The sequence below is a fragment of the Synechococcus sp. CC9902 genome (assembly GCF_000012505.1).
Classification (GTDB): domain Bacteria; phylum Cyanobacteriota; class Cyanobacteriia; order PCC-6307; family Cyanobiaceae; genus Parasynechococcus.
The window spans coordinates 2,086,057-2,100,841 of the sequence record NC_007513.1 but is presented as its reverse complement, the minus strand read 5'-3'; the positions used below and the strand labels follow the sequence as shown (position 1 = coordinate 2,100,841).

Annotated in this window: 12 protein-coding genes; 5 read left to right on the top strand and 7 right to left on the bottom strand. The window is 54.2% G+C overall.

What is annotated here, in order from left to right:
* Positions 1-168 precede the first annotated feature (168 nt).
* Positions 169-1,071 carry an acyl-CoA desaturase gene (locus tag SYNCC9902_RS11105; RefSeq protein WP_011360927.1) on the bottom strand — a complete coding sequence of 301 codons (903 nt, stop codon included), beginning with the start codon at positions 1,069-1,071 and terminating at the stop codon, positions 169-171.
* Between the two features lie 166 nt (positions 1,072-1,237).
* On the opposite strand from SYNCC9902_RS11105, the gene SYNCC9902_RS11100 reads away from it, so the two are divergent.
* From SYNCC9902_RS11100 to SYNCC9902_RS11085, 4 genes are all read left to right on the top strand, one after another.
* Entirely contained in the window at positions 1,238-2,509 is a 1,272-nt protein-coding gene (locus SYNCC9902_RS11100) for an aminotransferase class I/II-fold pyridoxal phosphate-dependent enzyme (RefSeq protein WP_198001782.1), read from the top strand.
* An 18-nt stretch (positions 2,510-2,527) separates the two neighbouring features.
* Positions 2,528-2,917, top strand: coding sequence for a glycine cleavage system protein GcvH (gcvH, locus tag SYNCC9902_RS11095; protein ID WP_009788682.1), 390 nt, complete (start codon positions 2,528-2,530; stop codon positions 2,915-2,917).
* A 54-nt stretch (positions 2,918-2,971) separates the two neighbouring features.
* Positions 2,972-5,848, top strand: coding sequence for an aminomethyl-transferring glycine dehydrogenase (gene gcvP, locus SYNCC9902_RS11090; RefSeq protein WP_011360925.1), 2,877 nt, complete (start codon positions 2,972-2,974; stop codon positions 5,846-5,848).
* Between the two features lie 140 nt (positions 5,849-5,988).
* Positions 5,989-6,243: a hypothetical protein gene (locus SYNCC9902_RS11085; RefSeq protein WP_011360924.1), complete on the top strand. Its 255-nt coding sequence runs from the start codon at positions 5,989-5,991 to the stop codon at positions 6,241-6,243.
* A 2-nt stretch (positions 6,244-6,245) separates the two neighbouring features.
* Here the strand turns inward: SYNCC9902_RS11085 and SYNCC9902_RS11080 are convergent, their stop codons facing one another.
* The 5 genes from SYNCC9902_RS11080 to SYNCC9902_RS11060 all read right to left on the bottom strand — a co-directional run bounded on the left by SYNCC9902_RS11080 (position 6,246) and on the right by SYNCC9902_RS11060 (position 11,555).
* Complete coding sequence (locus SYNCC9902_RS11080) at positions 6,246-6,452, bottom strand: hypothetical protein (protein WP_009788685.1); 207 nt, start codon at positions 6,450-6,452, stop codon at positions 6,246-6,248.
* Positions 6,453-6,737: 285 nt separating this feature from the next.
* Positions 6,738-7,268, bottom strand: coding sequence for an NADPH-dependent FMN reductase (locus tag SYNCC9902_RS11075; protein ID WP_011360923.1), 531 nt, complete (start codon positions 7,266-7,268; stop codon positions 6,738-6,740).
* A gap of 109 nt (positions 7,269-7,377) precedes the next feature.
* Positions 7,378-8,091 (bottom strand): rubrerythrin family protein, encoded by a 714-nt coding sequence (locus tag SYNCC9902_RS12990; RefSeq protein WP_041425218.1) that lies wholly within the window; start codon positions 8,089-8,091, stop codon positions 7,378-7,380.
* A gap of 62 nt (positions 8,092-8,153) precedes the next feature.
* Entirely contained in the window at positions 8,154-9,950 is a 1,797-nt protein-coding gene (locus SYNCC9902_RS11065; RefSeq protein ID WP_011360921.1) for a diflavin flavoprotein, read from the bottom strand.
* Between the two features lie 252 nt (positions 9,951-10,202).
* Complete coding sequence (locus SYNCC9902_RS11060; protein WP_156771130.1) at positions 10,203-11,555, bottom strand: glycosyltransferase family 61 protein; 1,353 nt, start codon at positions 11,553-11,555, stop codon at positions 10,203-10,205.
* Between the two features lie 327 nt (positions 11,556-11,882).
* Here SYNCC9902_RS11060 and SYNCC9902_RS12610 point away from each other — a divergent pair, with 327 nt between their 5' ends.
* On the top strand, positions 11,883-13,013 hold the full coding sequence (locus tag SYNCC9902_RS12610; protein WP_156771129.1) for a hypothetical protein: 1,131 nt from the start codon (positions 11,883-11,885) through the stop codon (positions 13,011-13,013).
* Between the two features lie 11 nt (positions 13,014-13,024).
* On the opposite strand, the gene SYNCC9902_RS11045 is transcribed toward SYNCC9902_RS12610, so the two are convergent.
* Positions 13,025-14,773 (bottom strand): diflavin flavoprotein, encoded by a 1,749-nt coding sequence (locus SYNCC9902_RS11045; RefSeq protein WP_011360918.1) that lies wholly within the window; start codon positions 14,771-14,773, stop codon positions 13,025-13,027.
* Positions 14,774-14,785: the final 12 nt, after the last annotated feature.

Below are 14,785 nucleotides of genomic sequence, written 5' to 3'. Positions count from 1 at the left end.
AGGGATTGCTCTTGGCTCAGTAGCCCATCACGACAGGGCAACGCTGATTGTTAAGGCTTGCCCCTTGCCCCCCATCGATCGACCACATCTTGGGGGGGGGTGGCACGCAATAAAAAACCCTGGTGGATTTCTCATCCACCAGGGTGAAAATCGCAAGGAGTGAACCTTTTAAGGGTTGTACGTGGCTTCACGGACCCGTCTCGCGAGGCCAAACCGTTTTAAGAGGCGAACGTGCTGCCAGGTGATATCAAATTCAAACCAGCGCAGGCCATGGCGTGCGCTGGCAGGGTGCGCATGGTGGTTGTTGTGCCAACCCTCTCCAAACGAGAGCACGGCCACCCACCAGCAATTCCGCGAGAGGTCGGGTGAATCAAAATTGCGATATCCGAAGGCGTGGGTCGCTGAGTTCACCAGCCAAGTGACGTGATACACGACCACGAGTCGTAGGGGGATGGCCCAAAGAACGAGCCCCAATCCGCCGCCATGGACTTGCGCAGCTTCGCCATACCAGTACAAGCCCAATCCCAGGGGGATTTGAAGCAGCAAGAACCAGCGATCGAGCCAGCGGTAAAAGGGATCACATTGCAGATCTCCCGCATAGCGATCGAGCTCTTTCAGCGCAGGAATCTCATGGAGCATCCATTCGCTGTGACTCCACCACAACCCCCGTCCAGCATCGTGATGGTCTGTGGGTTGATCGGAGAATCGGTGGTGATGGCGGTGAAGCCCAACCCATTCGATCGGTCCGCTCTGGCAAGCGAGCGTGCCCATGATCACCAGCACGCGTTCCAGCCAAACGGGAACCACAAGGCTGCGGTGCGCCACCAAACGGTGTAATCCGAGGGTGACCCCCAGAACGGTCATCCAATACAGAACACCGAAGGCAACAATCGCCTGCCAGCTCCAAAACTGAGGGAGCAAGGCCACGGTGGCCAGGATGTGATTCACCAGCATGAAGCCGGTGGTTCCTGATTTTAGACGCCTTTGACGGGCAGGTAATGGCCCACGGGGGCCCGTTACAGCAGCCCTAACGCGAAGCTCGCGGCTATCAGCTGGTTGCGAGGAAACCAATCGGAATCTCCTGGAATCGACAGTGCCGCTCAAAAAAAAACTAGGGAGCGGATGGTGCCGTTGATAACAGAAATCTAAAGGAGTTCTCGCCTTGCAGCGGATCAGCGTGGTGAAGGCGAGAGCGCAGCATGGAGCCTGGGAACGGTTCCAACACAGGGAGGCCCTGGTGACGAGCGCGATTGCAAGGAAGCTGATCGATTCTGTGAGCCAGCAGCAGGCGCCCCTAGCTGCGCAGCGAACATCTGCGGTGGAACAACGCTTGCAGCGTGTTTTGGCTGCGTTTGCTGAGGAGCGGTTGGGGACGCAGCACTTTGCTTCCCTCACTGGCTACGGCCATGGAGATCAGGGCCGTGATCTGGTGGATCGGGTGTTTGCAAGGGTTCTTGGGGCTGAGGCGGCAGCGGTGCGGATGCAGTTCGTCAGTGGCACTCACGCGATAACGGCAGCGTTGTTTGGCGTGCTGCGGCCTGGTGATCGTTTGCTTTCAATCACCGGTCGTCCCTACGACACCCTTGAGGAAGTCATCGGTTTGAGAGGGACGGGTCAGGGGTCGTTGGCCGATTTTGGGATCGATTACGACGAAGTGCCGTTAACGCCTGAGGGGGTTGTGGATCGGGTCGGTTTGGATCAGGCGCTGGCTGTGCCTCAGCGCATGGTCTTGATTCAACGCAGTTGTGGCTACAGCTGGCGCCCGTCGTTGTCGGTGAAGGAAATCGGTGAGCTCTGCGCGCTCATTCACGCACGGCAGCCCGATTGCATCTGTTTTGTCGACAATTGCTATGGGGAATTGGTTCAGGACTGTGAGCCGCCCGAGGTGGGGGCCGATCTGGTGGCGGGTTCGTTGATTAAAAATCTTGGTGGCACCATCGCCCCAACCGGCGGTTACGTTGCCGGCCGGGCCGATCTGGTGCACCAGGCGTGTTGTCGATTGACGGCCCCTGGCATCGGTCGAAAAGGTGGCACGGGATTTGATCTGCAGCGCCTCGTGTTGCAGGGATTGTTTTTGGCTCCACAAATGGTGGCTGAGGCTTTGATTGGTGCGGATCTCGTGGCCGGCGTGTTTGAGCGGCTTGGCTTCGCCGTTCAACCGAGGCCAGGTGCTGTGCGAAGCGACTTGATCCAGGCGGTTTGTCTGGGTAGTCCGGAGGCTTTGAAAACGGTCTGCCGTGCGTTTCAAGCCTGTTCACCGGTGGGGGCTTATCTGGATCCAGTGCCGGCCGCAATGCCTGGCTATGCCAGTGATTTGATGATGGCCGGCGGCACGTTTATCGACGGATCAACGAGCGAATTTTCCGCTGATGCTCCCCTGCGAGAGCCTTTCAATTTGTTTGTTCAAGGCGGCACTCACCGTGCCCATATCCAGCTGGCCTTGGCGGAAGCCCTCACGGCACTTGATGCGGCGGGACTGATCAATCTCCCTCAAACTGAGATCATCTAATTCACCTTCACCTGCCCGATGGCGTTCGAGTTCCCCGCCGCCTACCGCTTTGCCGACAGCCACGAATACGCCCATCTCGATGGTGAGCTCATTCGCGTTGGCATCAGTGCTTTTGCTGTTGATCAGCTCGGCGACATTGTTTTTGTTGATCTCCCTGATGTGGGCGCCAGCCTCGATAAGGGCACCAGCTTTGGTTCTGTGGAGTCTGTGAAAGCTGTCGAAGATATGTATGCCCCCATTGCAGGGGAAGTGGTCGAGCGCAATGAAGCGGTGCTGGCGAGCCCTGAAGAACTCCAGAACGATCCCCATGGCGCGGGATGGCTTCTGGTGGTGCGTCCAAGTGATCCGGCGCAACTCGAGACGTTGCTTGATTCAGCCACCTATTCCGCGAAGGTGAACGCCGGTTGATGACGGGAGGCGGTCACCCTTCTTTAAGATCACCGCCTTCCCCCGCTGCAGACCGTGACTTCCCCTTTTCTGCAGCGGCATTTGGGCCCAAGCGAAACTGAGCAGCACCAGATGCTGCAAACGCTGGGATACCAGCATTTGGATGATTTCATCAAGGACGTTGTCCCCGACGACATCCTTGATGCCGCCCCGCCCCGCAACGTGCTTCCTGCAGGGTGTGGCGAAGCTGAGGCACTGGCAGATCTCGGCACGATCGCTGCGAAGAATCTTGTTCAACGATCGCTGATTGGTCTCGGATATCACGGCACAGCAACGCCGGCGTTGATTCAACGCCACGTGTTTGAGAACCCTGCTTGGTATACCGCCTACACCCCTTATCAAGCTGAGATTGCCCAAGGGCGGCTTGAGGCGTTGCTGAATTTTCAAACGTTGATCAGTGAGCTCACTGGGCTTCCGATCGCGAATGCTTCCTTACTGGATGAAGCCACGGCCGCGGCAGAAGCCATGGGCTTGAGCTTTGGTGTGTGTCGACGTCCCGAAGCGAATCGTTTCCTTGTCGATTGCCATGTGCTTCCCCAGACCTGGGCTGTGCTGCAAACCAGGGCGGAGCCATTGGGAATTGAGCTTGAGCGGGTTGATCCCGAGCAGATGGCTTTTGACACGCGGGTGTTTGGGGTGCTGTTGCAACTGCCCGGCGCCGATGGGCTGCTCTGGGACCCCACCACGCTGATCGAGCGGGCCCACGATGCAGGTGCTCTGGTGACGGTGGCGATTGATCCGTTGGCGCAGACCCTGTTCGCGCCCGTTGCGGATTTTGGTGCTGATATTGCTGTAGGCAGTGCTCAACGATTTGGTGTGCCGATGGGATTCGGCGGCCCCCATGCAGCATTTTTTGCGACGCGAGAGGCCTATAAGCGTCAGATTCCTGGGCGGCTTGTAGGGGAGTCGAAGGATGCCGAGGGCAATCCTGCTTTGCGCTTGGCGTTGCAGACCCGAGAGCAGCACATCCGCAGGGATAAGGCCACGAGCAACATTTGTACGGCGCAAGTGTTGCTGGCGGTGATCGCTTCGTTTTATGCGGTGCACCATGGCCCCGATGGTCTTCGAGCTATCGCCGAACGGCTTGTTGGCCTCCGTCTTCAATTCGAAGCTGGCCTTCGCACGCTGGATGTTGCGGTGGAGGAGGCCGACCGTTTCGACACCGTCACCGTCACCACCACGCATGCGCCGGCTGTGCACGCAGCGGCGGCCGAGGCGGGATTCAATCTGAGGGTTCTGCCTGATGGTGTGCCGGCGTCCCAAGCCACCGGATTCGGCGTCAGCTTCGATGAATTCAGTGATCAGAAGGAGGTAGCCCACCTCCTCGAAGCAGTGGCCAGGGCGGTTGGCAAGCCCGTGTCCACGGCGCCTGCCTCTGCAGCCAACACCGCGCTGCTCTCACTCCCCTCGCGGATACGGCCTTGGCTGACGCAGCCAGCGTTCCATCGCTACCGCAGCGAAACGGAGCTCATGCGCTACATCCAGCGCTTGGTGAGTCGCGACCTGTCGCTGGTGCACGGAATGATTCCGCTGGGTAGCTGCACGATGAAGCTGAATGCAGCCGCAGAACTTCTGCCAGTGAGCTGGCCGGAGTTTGCCCGTTTGCATCCTTTTGCACCTTTGGATCAGGCGTTGGGCTATCGCCATCTCGCCGACGACTTGGAGCGTTGGCTGGCGGCCCTTACCGGTTTCGCCGCTGTTTCATTGCAGCCCAATGCTGGCTCTCAGGGTGAATACGCCGGGTTATTGGTGATTCGTGCCTGGCACCGCTCCCGCGGGGACAACCACAGAGATATTTGTCTGATTCCCACCAGTGCCCATGGCACTAATCCCGCTAGCGCGGTGATGGCTGGCCTCAAAGTTGTGGCGGTGGCCTGTGACGCGGAAGGCAACATCGATCAAGACGACCTTGCAGCGCGGGCAACCGAGTACGCCGATCGGCTTGCGGCCTTGATGGTTACCTACCCCTCAACCCATGGGGTATTTGAAACCGGGATTCGTCATATCTGTGAGGTGGTCCATCGCCATGGCGGTCAGGTGTATCTCGATGGCGCCAATCTCAATGCGCAGGTGGGCCTCTCTCGACCTGGAGCCTTCGGTGCCGATGTTTGCCACTTGAATCTGCATAAAACGTTCTGCATTCCCCACGGCGGTGGTGGTCCAGGGGTGGGCCCGATTGGGGTGGCGGCTCATCTGGCGCCGTTCTTGCCTGGGCATCCCTTTGAAAATCAAACTGCATCGGCCATCGGCCCCGTGTCTGCAGCAGCTCTGGGGAGTGCCAGCATCCTCCCGATCAGTTGGATGTATTTACGGATGATGGGGGCGGATGCCCTCCGTCAGGCCAGTGCCGTGGCGCTGTTGTCGGCCAATTATTTGGCTCACCGTCTCGATGACCATTTCCCGGTGTTGTTCCGTGGTGCCACGGGCCGTGTTGCCCATGAATGCATCCTCGATCTTCGACCACTGAAGCGAGATGCCGGCATCGATGTCGATGACATCGCCAAGCGATTGATGGATTACGGCTTCCATGCTCCAACCGTGAGTTGGCCGGTGGCAGGCACCGTGATGGTGGAGCCCACGGAAAGCGAAAGCTTGTCGGAATTGGATCGGTTCGCCGATGCCTTAATCGCTATCCGTGACGAGGTTCGAGCGATTGAAACGGGGGCGATGGATGCCTTGAACAATCCTCTGAAGCGGGCTCCCCACACCATGGCTGCGGTGATGGCCGAGGTTTGGGATCGTCCCTACAGCCGCCAGCAGGCTGCATTTCCCTTGCCCGATCAAACCCAAAACAAGGTGTGGCCAGCCGTGGCTCGGATTGATAACGCCTTTGGCGATAGAAATCTGATCTGTACCTGTCCGTCCGTGGAAGCCGTTGCCATTGCGGCCTAATTCGCCGCCTCGGACTGGCGCTTTGTCTCTACAGGAAGTAAATTTTCACTGAAAACCGAATTAATTAGTTTGATTTCACCCACCGCTCTGGCGGCTGAAGTCACACTATGCGGCAACTGATTCGTCTGTCGGGGGACACCATGGATCGGGACAACACCACCAAGTTGGGTCTTGGAACCTTGCAAGGTCCAAGCCTTCCACAACTGCCTGAAGGCTTGGAATCAGCCTTTAATCGCGGCCATACGCTTTCCATCGAAGGCACGAATGTTGTTCGTGTGCCATTTGGAGTGCGGGAAGCTCGTCGAACCCGCCCTGAGCGGCCTGATCATTGGGCAACCTTGGTGATTCCTCTGCAACCGATTGGAAATCCAACGCCACCACCAGCTGCCGCTTGAAATCAAGCGGCGTTGATCTCTGTGCTGTCTTTCGACAGCCTCCAGTCGAGTAGAGCTTTCACATCAGCTAATGAACAGGATGGTGTCCGAAAGGGCAGCAATCGCATCGGGCTGCGTTCGGGACGCACCAGCCATCCTTTATTGGTTTGTTCCAGCAGGAGGAATCCGCGGTAGCGGACGATGACCTCCTGACCAAGCAAAAATCCCATCGCTCAGGGAGTCAATTGGTTGAAGTGAATCCATTTCAGGGCACAACATGTGGTGTGCCAGTCAACCGCTGATTTTTTTTAGGATTGAACAGTTTGGGTTGTCATCTGTTGACAAAGCCGAGCTTTGAACTGCGTTCGCACTTGTTTTTGGTGGTACTTAGTGGCAGGAAGATTGATGTATTGCTGGATACTTTTTTGGGTTGGTCATTGGGTAGGCACCACAGGTAGTGCTTTCGGTCAATCCACCAACTCAAGCGTCGGCATCGTTGCTTTTGCAGATCGGTCTCAGAGCTTCAATGGCTGTTGTTGCAACAGGCGTTGAAGCAGGTCGTCAATGCTGTCGTCGTTGGCGGGTTTGGCGTAATTGCTCAGCAATTGCCGGCCTATCACTTCTGCGCCGAGATGGGCGAGTTGGATCCGCATCGAGATCAAGGCTTCCATGCCTCCTCCTCCGGAATGGGTGGCAATGGCAACGGGTCGGCCATTGAAGAGGCCCCGGAAGTCATCGCCTTGAACCGAAAGCCAGGCAATGGCGTTGCTGAGGCATGGCGGGATCGACCCGTTGTATTCCGGAGCGCAAATCACCCAGCGAGGAGTTGTGGCCAGCAACTCCTGGAGAGGGGCAATGGCCGTTGGTATCCCGTGGGCTGCTTGGGCTCTTGGCGTGAACAGGGGAAGGTCGAGCGTTGTGAGATCCAGTAGTTCTGCCCGTTGGCCGAGGCTGCGGGCGCTGGCTTGAAAGCGTTCGGCCAACTTGAGGTTTTCACCATTGCTGGCCGTGATCACCAACACATCGAGCGGTGTGTCTGAGCTCATGATGAGAATCTCGACGATCGACGTAGAAGTTTGCCCGACAACTTTGGGGTAAGGCCATGGCCTCAGCAGCTGTGAGGCTGATCGAGTGGTGGCACCCCTGAGCCAAGCGTCAGGCGGTCTTCAATTCCGCTTCCCGATAGGGCACGAAGCTCGCTTTGCGCGCCCCGCAGATCGTGCAGCACCAATCATCTGGAATTGCTTCGAAGGGTGTGCCCGGCTCAATTCCGGAGTCGGGATCACCTTCTTTGGGGTCGTAAATCATCGAGCACACCTTGCAGATCCACAGGCCGGAGACGGGCTCATCGGCTTCGCCAGCTTTCCCCCCTCCCTCTAAAGCCTTTAAGGCCACGCCATAGCGTTCCGCATGGTGCTGCTCGATGGGCGAGAGCAGCCCAAAGTTTTTAGCCGCCGTGTGGAAGATGCCGGCGTGTTCCTTTGATTCGTCCACCTGTCCTTGGAACTCTGCTTCGGCCCCCTGATCGCGATCAGTACGAGCTTGAGCTGCGAACTCTGGGTACATGGTCGTGTACTCATAGGTTTCGCCTTCAATCGCCAGGTCGAGGCACTGCTTGAGGATGGCGTTTTTCTGATCGTCGCTGAGTTTGGCGGCATCACCGATCACCAGCTCTGGGTGGAGTAAGCGGAAATGGGCGAAGGCATGCTCGGTTTCTTGAGCAGCCGTCTCGCGGAAGAGTTTCGCGAGATCGTTATGACCTAATTGCTTGGCGACATCAGCAAAGAAGAGATATTTGCGATTCGCCATGCTTTCTCCTCCGAAAGCGGCTTCGAGGTTGGCTTGAGTGCCTGGCGTTGAAAGATCCAATGCATTTCGGCGTATCAAATGACTCTATAGCAACTCATACCCGTTATGAGTTCGCTTTGGGTTCAGTAGTTGGCCCCGCTGCGCCGATGGTGGATCGCTGTTTGGCCTTCAGCATCGAAGAGGCCTCCATGGTTCACCTCGGCGTAGATCAGCCAATGGTCGCCACATTCCATGCGTTGTTTCACGCTGCCTTCCAGCCAAGCCAAGGCTTCCGGTAGGAGCGGCTGATCACCTGGGCTGGTTTCTAGTTCGAGGCCCGCGAAGCGATTCGCCCCCGGTTCGAATGGTTGTAGAAATTGCTTCATCAGGCCGCTCTCCCGTCCATCTGCCAAAACATTGAGAGCGAAACAGTCGCCTTTGTGCAGCAGAGCTTCGACAGCTCGATCCTTGGCCACGGCCACGGTGATTCCAGGTGGTGTGAAGCTGGCCTGGCTCACCCAACTGGCCACCATGGCACCGCTGAGATCACCTTTTTGAGTCGTTAAGACGCACAGCGATCCCAACACCCGTCCGAGGGCCAAAACGGCTGGATCGCTTCGGCTTTCGCTGAGCCCACCCGCACTGCGGCGTTGAGCGCGTTTCTGAGCGTTGAGCAGTTGGCGTCCAAAGCGTGTTCCGGTTTCCTCCAGTTCCTTCACTTTCGCGGTGTCGGGGCTGAATTTCACCCGAATGGGATCGAACCCAAAACTGAAGCCGCCATCGCGGAGCTTGGTTTCCAGCAGGTCGACCGCCTCTCCACTCCAGCCATAGCTTCCAAACACTCCAACTGGCTTGTTGCGGTCTCCTTCTGCCAAGAGTGTTCCGAGTGCTGACACGATTGGGGTTGGTGCGTGCCCCCCGAGGGTGGGGGAGCCGATCAAAATCGCATCAGCTTCTTTAATGGTGTTCACCAGTTCATCGGCAGGGGTGAACTCACAATTGAGGCTGTTCACACGAATGCCGGTGCGGTTCACGCCTTGGGCCAGGGCATCCGCGATCGCTGCCGTGTTGCCATAGGCGCTGGCGAATAGCAAAGCCACGTTGAGGCTGGCCTTGTTTTGCCCTTCTCCCCACCGGCGGTAATCGTTTAACAAGCTGCGCCAGCTCGCTTCAATCGCAGGCCCGTGACCAGGCACCAAGGTGCGGATGTCCAGCTCCTCGAGGCGTTCCACGATGCCGTCCACTTGGCGCGCCATCGGAGCCATCAAACAGTCATAAAAATGACGTCGCTCCTCCTCAGTGCTGCTGCGGTTCGCCTCGGCCCATGTGTCTGTACACAGGTGGGCGCCGAAAAATTTCCCGCTCATCAAAAGGCCGAGAGTGTCCTCGAAGGCCAGCAGTCCGCCGGGCCAGCGGGGCGTTGGAGCGGGAAGCAGCAGCAGGTTGCGATTGTGGGCGAGAGCCAGACTCTGCTCTTGTCGAATCACCCGAAGGGGTGGCAGCGGTGGCAGTGGCGGTTGCTCGGATTCGTCACCGGGAGCTGCGGGTTTGCGTTGGCTCCAGAGCTCTTCGAGCAACTTTGCGCCTGGATTCGAGGCAATCAGCTCGAGCTTGGGGTAAATCTCAGCCAGGCTGCGCAGCAGAGCAATCCGGTTCGGGTTCACGTGGCCTACCACCACCAGAAGTGGTTGTTCCACGTCGTCCAGCAGGGTGTTGAGCTGCGGCAAGAACACGGAGCTATAGGCCGCCCCTGGTGGGTGGACGAGTACGGCAGTGGCTCCATCTGCGGCTTCGAACAGCACGCTGTTGGCGGTACTGCCGCGCTCTAAGGCGTACTCCAGTTCAAAGCGATGACGCTCAGGGCTCAGCCCCCTGAGACAAAGCACGCCGGTGTCGATGGGTAATTGAATTGTGCGACGTCCTGCAGCAGTGCTCACCACGCGCTTCCCTGATGAGCCTCTAATCTAGTTGTGGGTAAGACAATTGTTTGTTGAATAGTTTTTCAAAAAAATATTTTATTAGATCTCTTGATTTGGTAATTGATTTTATTAACAGGCATGATTCGATTACATTAATCAGTTTCGCGGCAAGCAATATGTTGCTTTTTAAGACTTTTTAAGCCATAAGCTGAAAAGGGCTCATTATTACTTGGCAAGTAAATTTATGAGCGATTAAGTGTAAGCCGAAGAGCTTCATATTGATATCAGATGAATTTGCTTGGCCAGGTTATTAGTATCGACAATTATCTGCTCTTGCATGTCACGATCGCGTATATCGGCATCATTGCTGACTATCTTAGATGTACAAGAAATAAAGTACCCCGATGCATTTTGAGCATAAAATTGCATGAAATAGTCTGCTGGGGGCCTATTGCCAAGAAGAATTATTTTCATTTTATCTTTAGCACAAAATGAAAGTGTATGTAATGCAGATCCTTCAAATCCACATATTTTTTGTGCTGATTCGTATATTTGAATTTGTTCGCTTAAGGGAAGACTTTCAGGATGAACAATCTTCCAGCCCAGTTTTTCCAGCTCATTTTCTAAGGCGGATTCGCCAGCGACTTTGCGGAGGTTAGGTTTGAGTCGACTTCTTGATATGTAAATATTCGAATCTTTAGTTATTTCAGTTGTTTGGTGATTTTCTGTTATCCATTTCCCAAGATTTTTACATGTACTTATGTGCTCGGTTGAACTATGGCTTAAAAGTCTTAAGGTAGGGTCAGGAATGTGAACAGTTTTAATCTTGACCAGTCGTGGAAGCTGGCTCCTCAGTATTGGTCGTAATCCCTTAGAGCGTAAGAATTTAAAAAAATATCGAAAAATATCATTATCAGCAAAAGCTGTATTATCACTTAAAATTATTGGTACTTGTTGAAAGTTCGCTCCACCTTTTCCGGCTGCAAACCAAAGGTATGATGTGGCTTCGGTTATAAAATGTCCAAAGTTACCCGTTGGAAAAAATGGAATAAAATATGCTTCTTCTATCGAATGATAAATAGTTTTTCTTAGGCGTTTGATCGTTTTTGGTTTGATCTCATTGTAATGTTTAGGCTTCTTATGAAGAAATCTGTACAAAATAGATTCTGGTATAAGTTCGCCACTATTTAAATCAAAAAGTGCTGATCTTTTGCTTATGCACAGCGCATTATGATGGGTATGCATTTTGGGTTTCAGTGCTTGGCTTCGCTCTCCAGGAAAACACATATTTTTATATACATTGCAAAGATCTATCGCTTCAATTTGTCTGTTTTTTGAGATGTTCGAAATTTGCTTTTGAAATGCGTCTTTAAAGAACTTCGGATCATAATATTTTGCATTAATCGAGCCAACGTTATTTTCGTCATTTAATGACAAGAGGATATTTTGTTTTGACTGTTCAAGCTCTGCGGACATATTGTTATAATATTTTTCAAATAATAGCATGAGCTTTATATTTCGCTTTGGATAATATTTTGATTCAGTAGCTTTGTTATGGTGATTTGTGTTCTGCAGGGGTTGGAGATAATTGCTCAAGGCATGCTTAGTAGAGGCTTTCTGCTTCACCACTATTGGAATATCTGCCGCTTGGGAGCTTCGTTCGATATTTTATTAGGAAGCTTTAAAAGCTTTACTGCGGAGGTTTGTTTAATATCCATATGCTACTTCGCTGTAGGAAAGTCTTGAAACATTTTCGGAAAGATTTGAAGAGTATGGAGGCAGCTAGATATAATTCTTCATCTAGGATAAAAAGATTTTGGTCCGATTCGATTGCATGCGGTTTTTATTTCCCAGTTATTGATTGTGCAGGGTCGACTGATTCGCGCTAGAAGATTTATTGAATGCTTAACCTATGTCCTTGAATGCTGATTGATTTTTGCATCAGGTTGTGACATGTCGCGGACCGTTGTTGTTGTTGCATCGCAGCTGATTACAACGCTCTCCGCGTTGGCCTATCTGCGGCATCGCAACATCACAGGAACGGATCTACGGATGTTGTCGTTGGAACGGCTGGATCATGTTCACGCCGCCCATGCTTTTGAAGAGGTGTTGATAAGCCTTGCCGCACGGGATGGTCATCGCTGTGTCTTTGGAGAACTCAGCGCCCTGCACAAAGAGCCTGAAGGATTGATTTGTGATCTTTTGTTGTTGCCAAGGGTTGATCACAAACACGGGTGGGAAGTTCTGCAGCGTTGTTTGCCAGATGTTGTGATTGAGCTGGGGGAATCGATTGGTGTGGAAACCAAGCTGTATTCCTTTCAGGCGAGACGATTGAGGCATCGCTCGATTCATCATTTACTTGAGTCGAGACCGAGCTTGAGGCTCGACTATTCATATCTCGTTCCTCTAGATCGAGTTGTTGACAAGTTGCGACTGCAGCATTTTCTTGACTGCTGTGCAGGCTTTTCCGCCATGGTGAGTGAGAAGCCATCTATCTCGAGGCCCGCAAGAATCTTTGCAGAGGGTGATGCATTGCTTTGTTTTCCTTATTTAAAAGTGAAGAAGTGGTATTTTCGGTTCGAGCTTTTTGGGAAAGTTAGAGGAATTAAATGTTCCCAGAAGTTTTACGATTGGAACTATTTCTTGGCCAGGGTGCAGCATTTTGCTAATGATCTAAAGGCTAATAATGGCGTAGATTCTTGTTTGTATGTACAAGTTCACCCTAAGAATTATCAGAATCTCAAGCTAATTGAGCATCTGTTGCGGCTGGGGTTGAGAGGTGTTGGCGATGTTCAGATAAAAGTCTTGCCCAGTCATGCTCCGCTAGAGCTGATTACTTCCGGCATGATGAATAGTTTTGCTTCCTCTAATATTCAAATAGCAGGATTCGGCACCAATATATTGTCGGCTGCAGCCTTCCTCCAAGCCAGCCCCCATGGCGTCATTCTTTGCGATAAAGAGGCTGAGGGGCGAATTCAGCGTTTATGGAACTTTTGTTTTGATGGGCTTATTCATCGACGTGAATTGTTGCGGCAACGCCATGTTCGAAAGGCTCTCAATAACCTCCTTGCAGCACTGAATTAATCGGGCAAGTGTCAGTAGTGATTGCCCACTTTTCGGTGATGAACAGCGGTGCTTCCGTCGGCATCGGCCACATTGCCCTGTTCCACGACGGCGTAAATAATCCAGTGGTCGGGGCCCTCCATGCGTTGTTCAACGCGGCAGCCCAAGAAAGCCAGGGCATCGCTCAGCACAGGGCCTCCATCGGCAACGTCATCCAACACCGACACGCCCGCAAACCGATCGGCGCCGGGGGGGAACCGCTTCAGGAAATGACGGAGCAGCGGTTGGTGGTTGTCGTCGCGCAAGACGTTGAGAACGAAGCGATCTCCCACTTGCATGAGGGCTTCAATCGCTCGGTCTTTGGCGACGGCAACGGTGAGCCCGGGAGGGCTGAAGCTGGCCTGGCTCACCCAGCTGGCCACCATGGCGCTGCGTCGCTGGGACTCGCCAGATCCTTGGCTTGCTGTCACCACATAAAGGCCACCACTCACCCGGCCTAGGGCCTTATCGAGATCGCCATCCAGGCTTTTCATCGCCGCAATGGTTTTTTCCTTGGTCAGCAGTTGGCCGAGGTCGGTGCCTGATTCTTCGCAGCGCTGGTAGTCGCTGCCTTGTGGTAGCTGACGGATACGCAGTGGGGCAAAGGCTTGTTTTTGGCCTTGGCTGCGGAGTTGGTCTGCAACGGCGTCGATCGGTTCGTCATTGCCGCCGAAAGCGTCGTATACGCCAACGAGTTGTTTGGGGTGTAAGGCGGCAAGAAGAGTGCCAATCGCGGCTTGCACATCAGCTTCGGGTTCTTCGGGCCATGTCGGCACCACTACGGCCTTGGCCTCACCCACCAAAGCTGTGAGTTCCTGAGGATCGGTGGCGCGTAAATCCACTAACTGCACTTGAGCGTCGGCTTTGCCAATGCCATGGGCAATGGCCTGGCTAATGCGATCAGAGAAGCCGTATTGGCTGAGGTAACAAACCGCGGCATAGCTTTCACCCTTGCTGCGCTGGCCACTCCACTCGCGGTAATCGTTGAGCCAGTGGCTGAGGTGATGGCGCAAGAGAGGGCCATGGCCAACAGCAACCGTGTTGATCTCCGGCAGGGAATCCATGCGTTTCAACGCCTGCAAAACACTGCGGGCGTTCGGGCCCATTAAGCAGTCGTAGTAGAAGCGGAAGTCTGGAGCGATCGCACCGGGATCACTGTCGAACAGTTCCTCAGAGCAGTAATGAAGGCCAAATGCATCACAGGTGTAGAGGATGCCGGTGCCGTGGTCGAAGGAAAAAATTGTGTCGGGCCAGTGCAGGTTGGGGGCACTGAGAAATTCAAAGCGGTGTTGAACACCGCTCTCTGGATTGGTGCCCAAGTCCAGCTCCTCTCCGCTCTTCACCGCTCGGGATCGGAACGGACGGTGCACTTGGTCTTGCAAAAATTGGATCGCTACTTTCGATCCAACAATTTCAATTTCAGGGTTGAGGTCGAGAAGGTCACCAATTAGGCCTGAATGATCCGGCTCGGTATGGCTCACGATCAGTACATCGATCGAAGCGGGATCGATTTGATCCTTCAGCAACGGAATCCAGCTGTCTCGGAATTTGGCGTGGCTGCTGTCGATCAGAGCGGTGCGCTCACCACGAACCAGAAAGGAGTTGTAAGTGGTGCCGTTGCGTAGGCCGAACTCGATATCAAAACGGCTGCGTTCCCAGTCGAGGGATCGAATCGTGGTTGTATCCGAGGCAATCGCTTCGCACTGAAGGCTCAAGCGCTGTGCGGTAGGGGCAACAACCATGAAACCGACCGT

Coding starts and splice junctions, on each gene's coding strand:
- gcvH (WP_009788682.1), top strand. CDS start 2,528: ATGGCGTTCGAGTTCCCCGCCGCCTACCGCTTTGCCGACAGCCACGAA.
- SYNCC9902_RS11075 (WP_011360923.1), bottom strand. CDS start 7,268: ATGAGCTCAGACACACCGCTCGATGTGTTGGTGATCACGGCCAGCAAT.
- SYNCC9902_RS11080 (WP_009788685.1), bottom strand. CDS start 6,452: ATGGGATTTTTGCTTGGTCAGGAGGTCATCGTCCGCTACCGCGGATTC.
- SYNCC9902_RS11085 (WP_011360924.1), top strand. CDS start 5,989: ATGGATCGGGACAACACCACCAAGTTGGGTCTTGGAACCTTGCAAGGT.
- SYNCC9902_RS12610 (WP_156771129.1), top strand. CDS start 11,883: ATGTCGCGGACCGTTGTTGTTGTTGCATCGCAGCTGATTACAACGCTC.
- SYNCC9902_RS11045 (WP_011360918.1), bottom strand. CDS start 14,773: ATGGTTGTTGCCCCTACCGCACAGCGCTTGAGCCTTCAGTGCGAAGCG.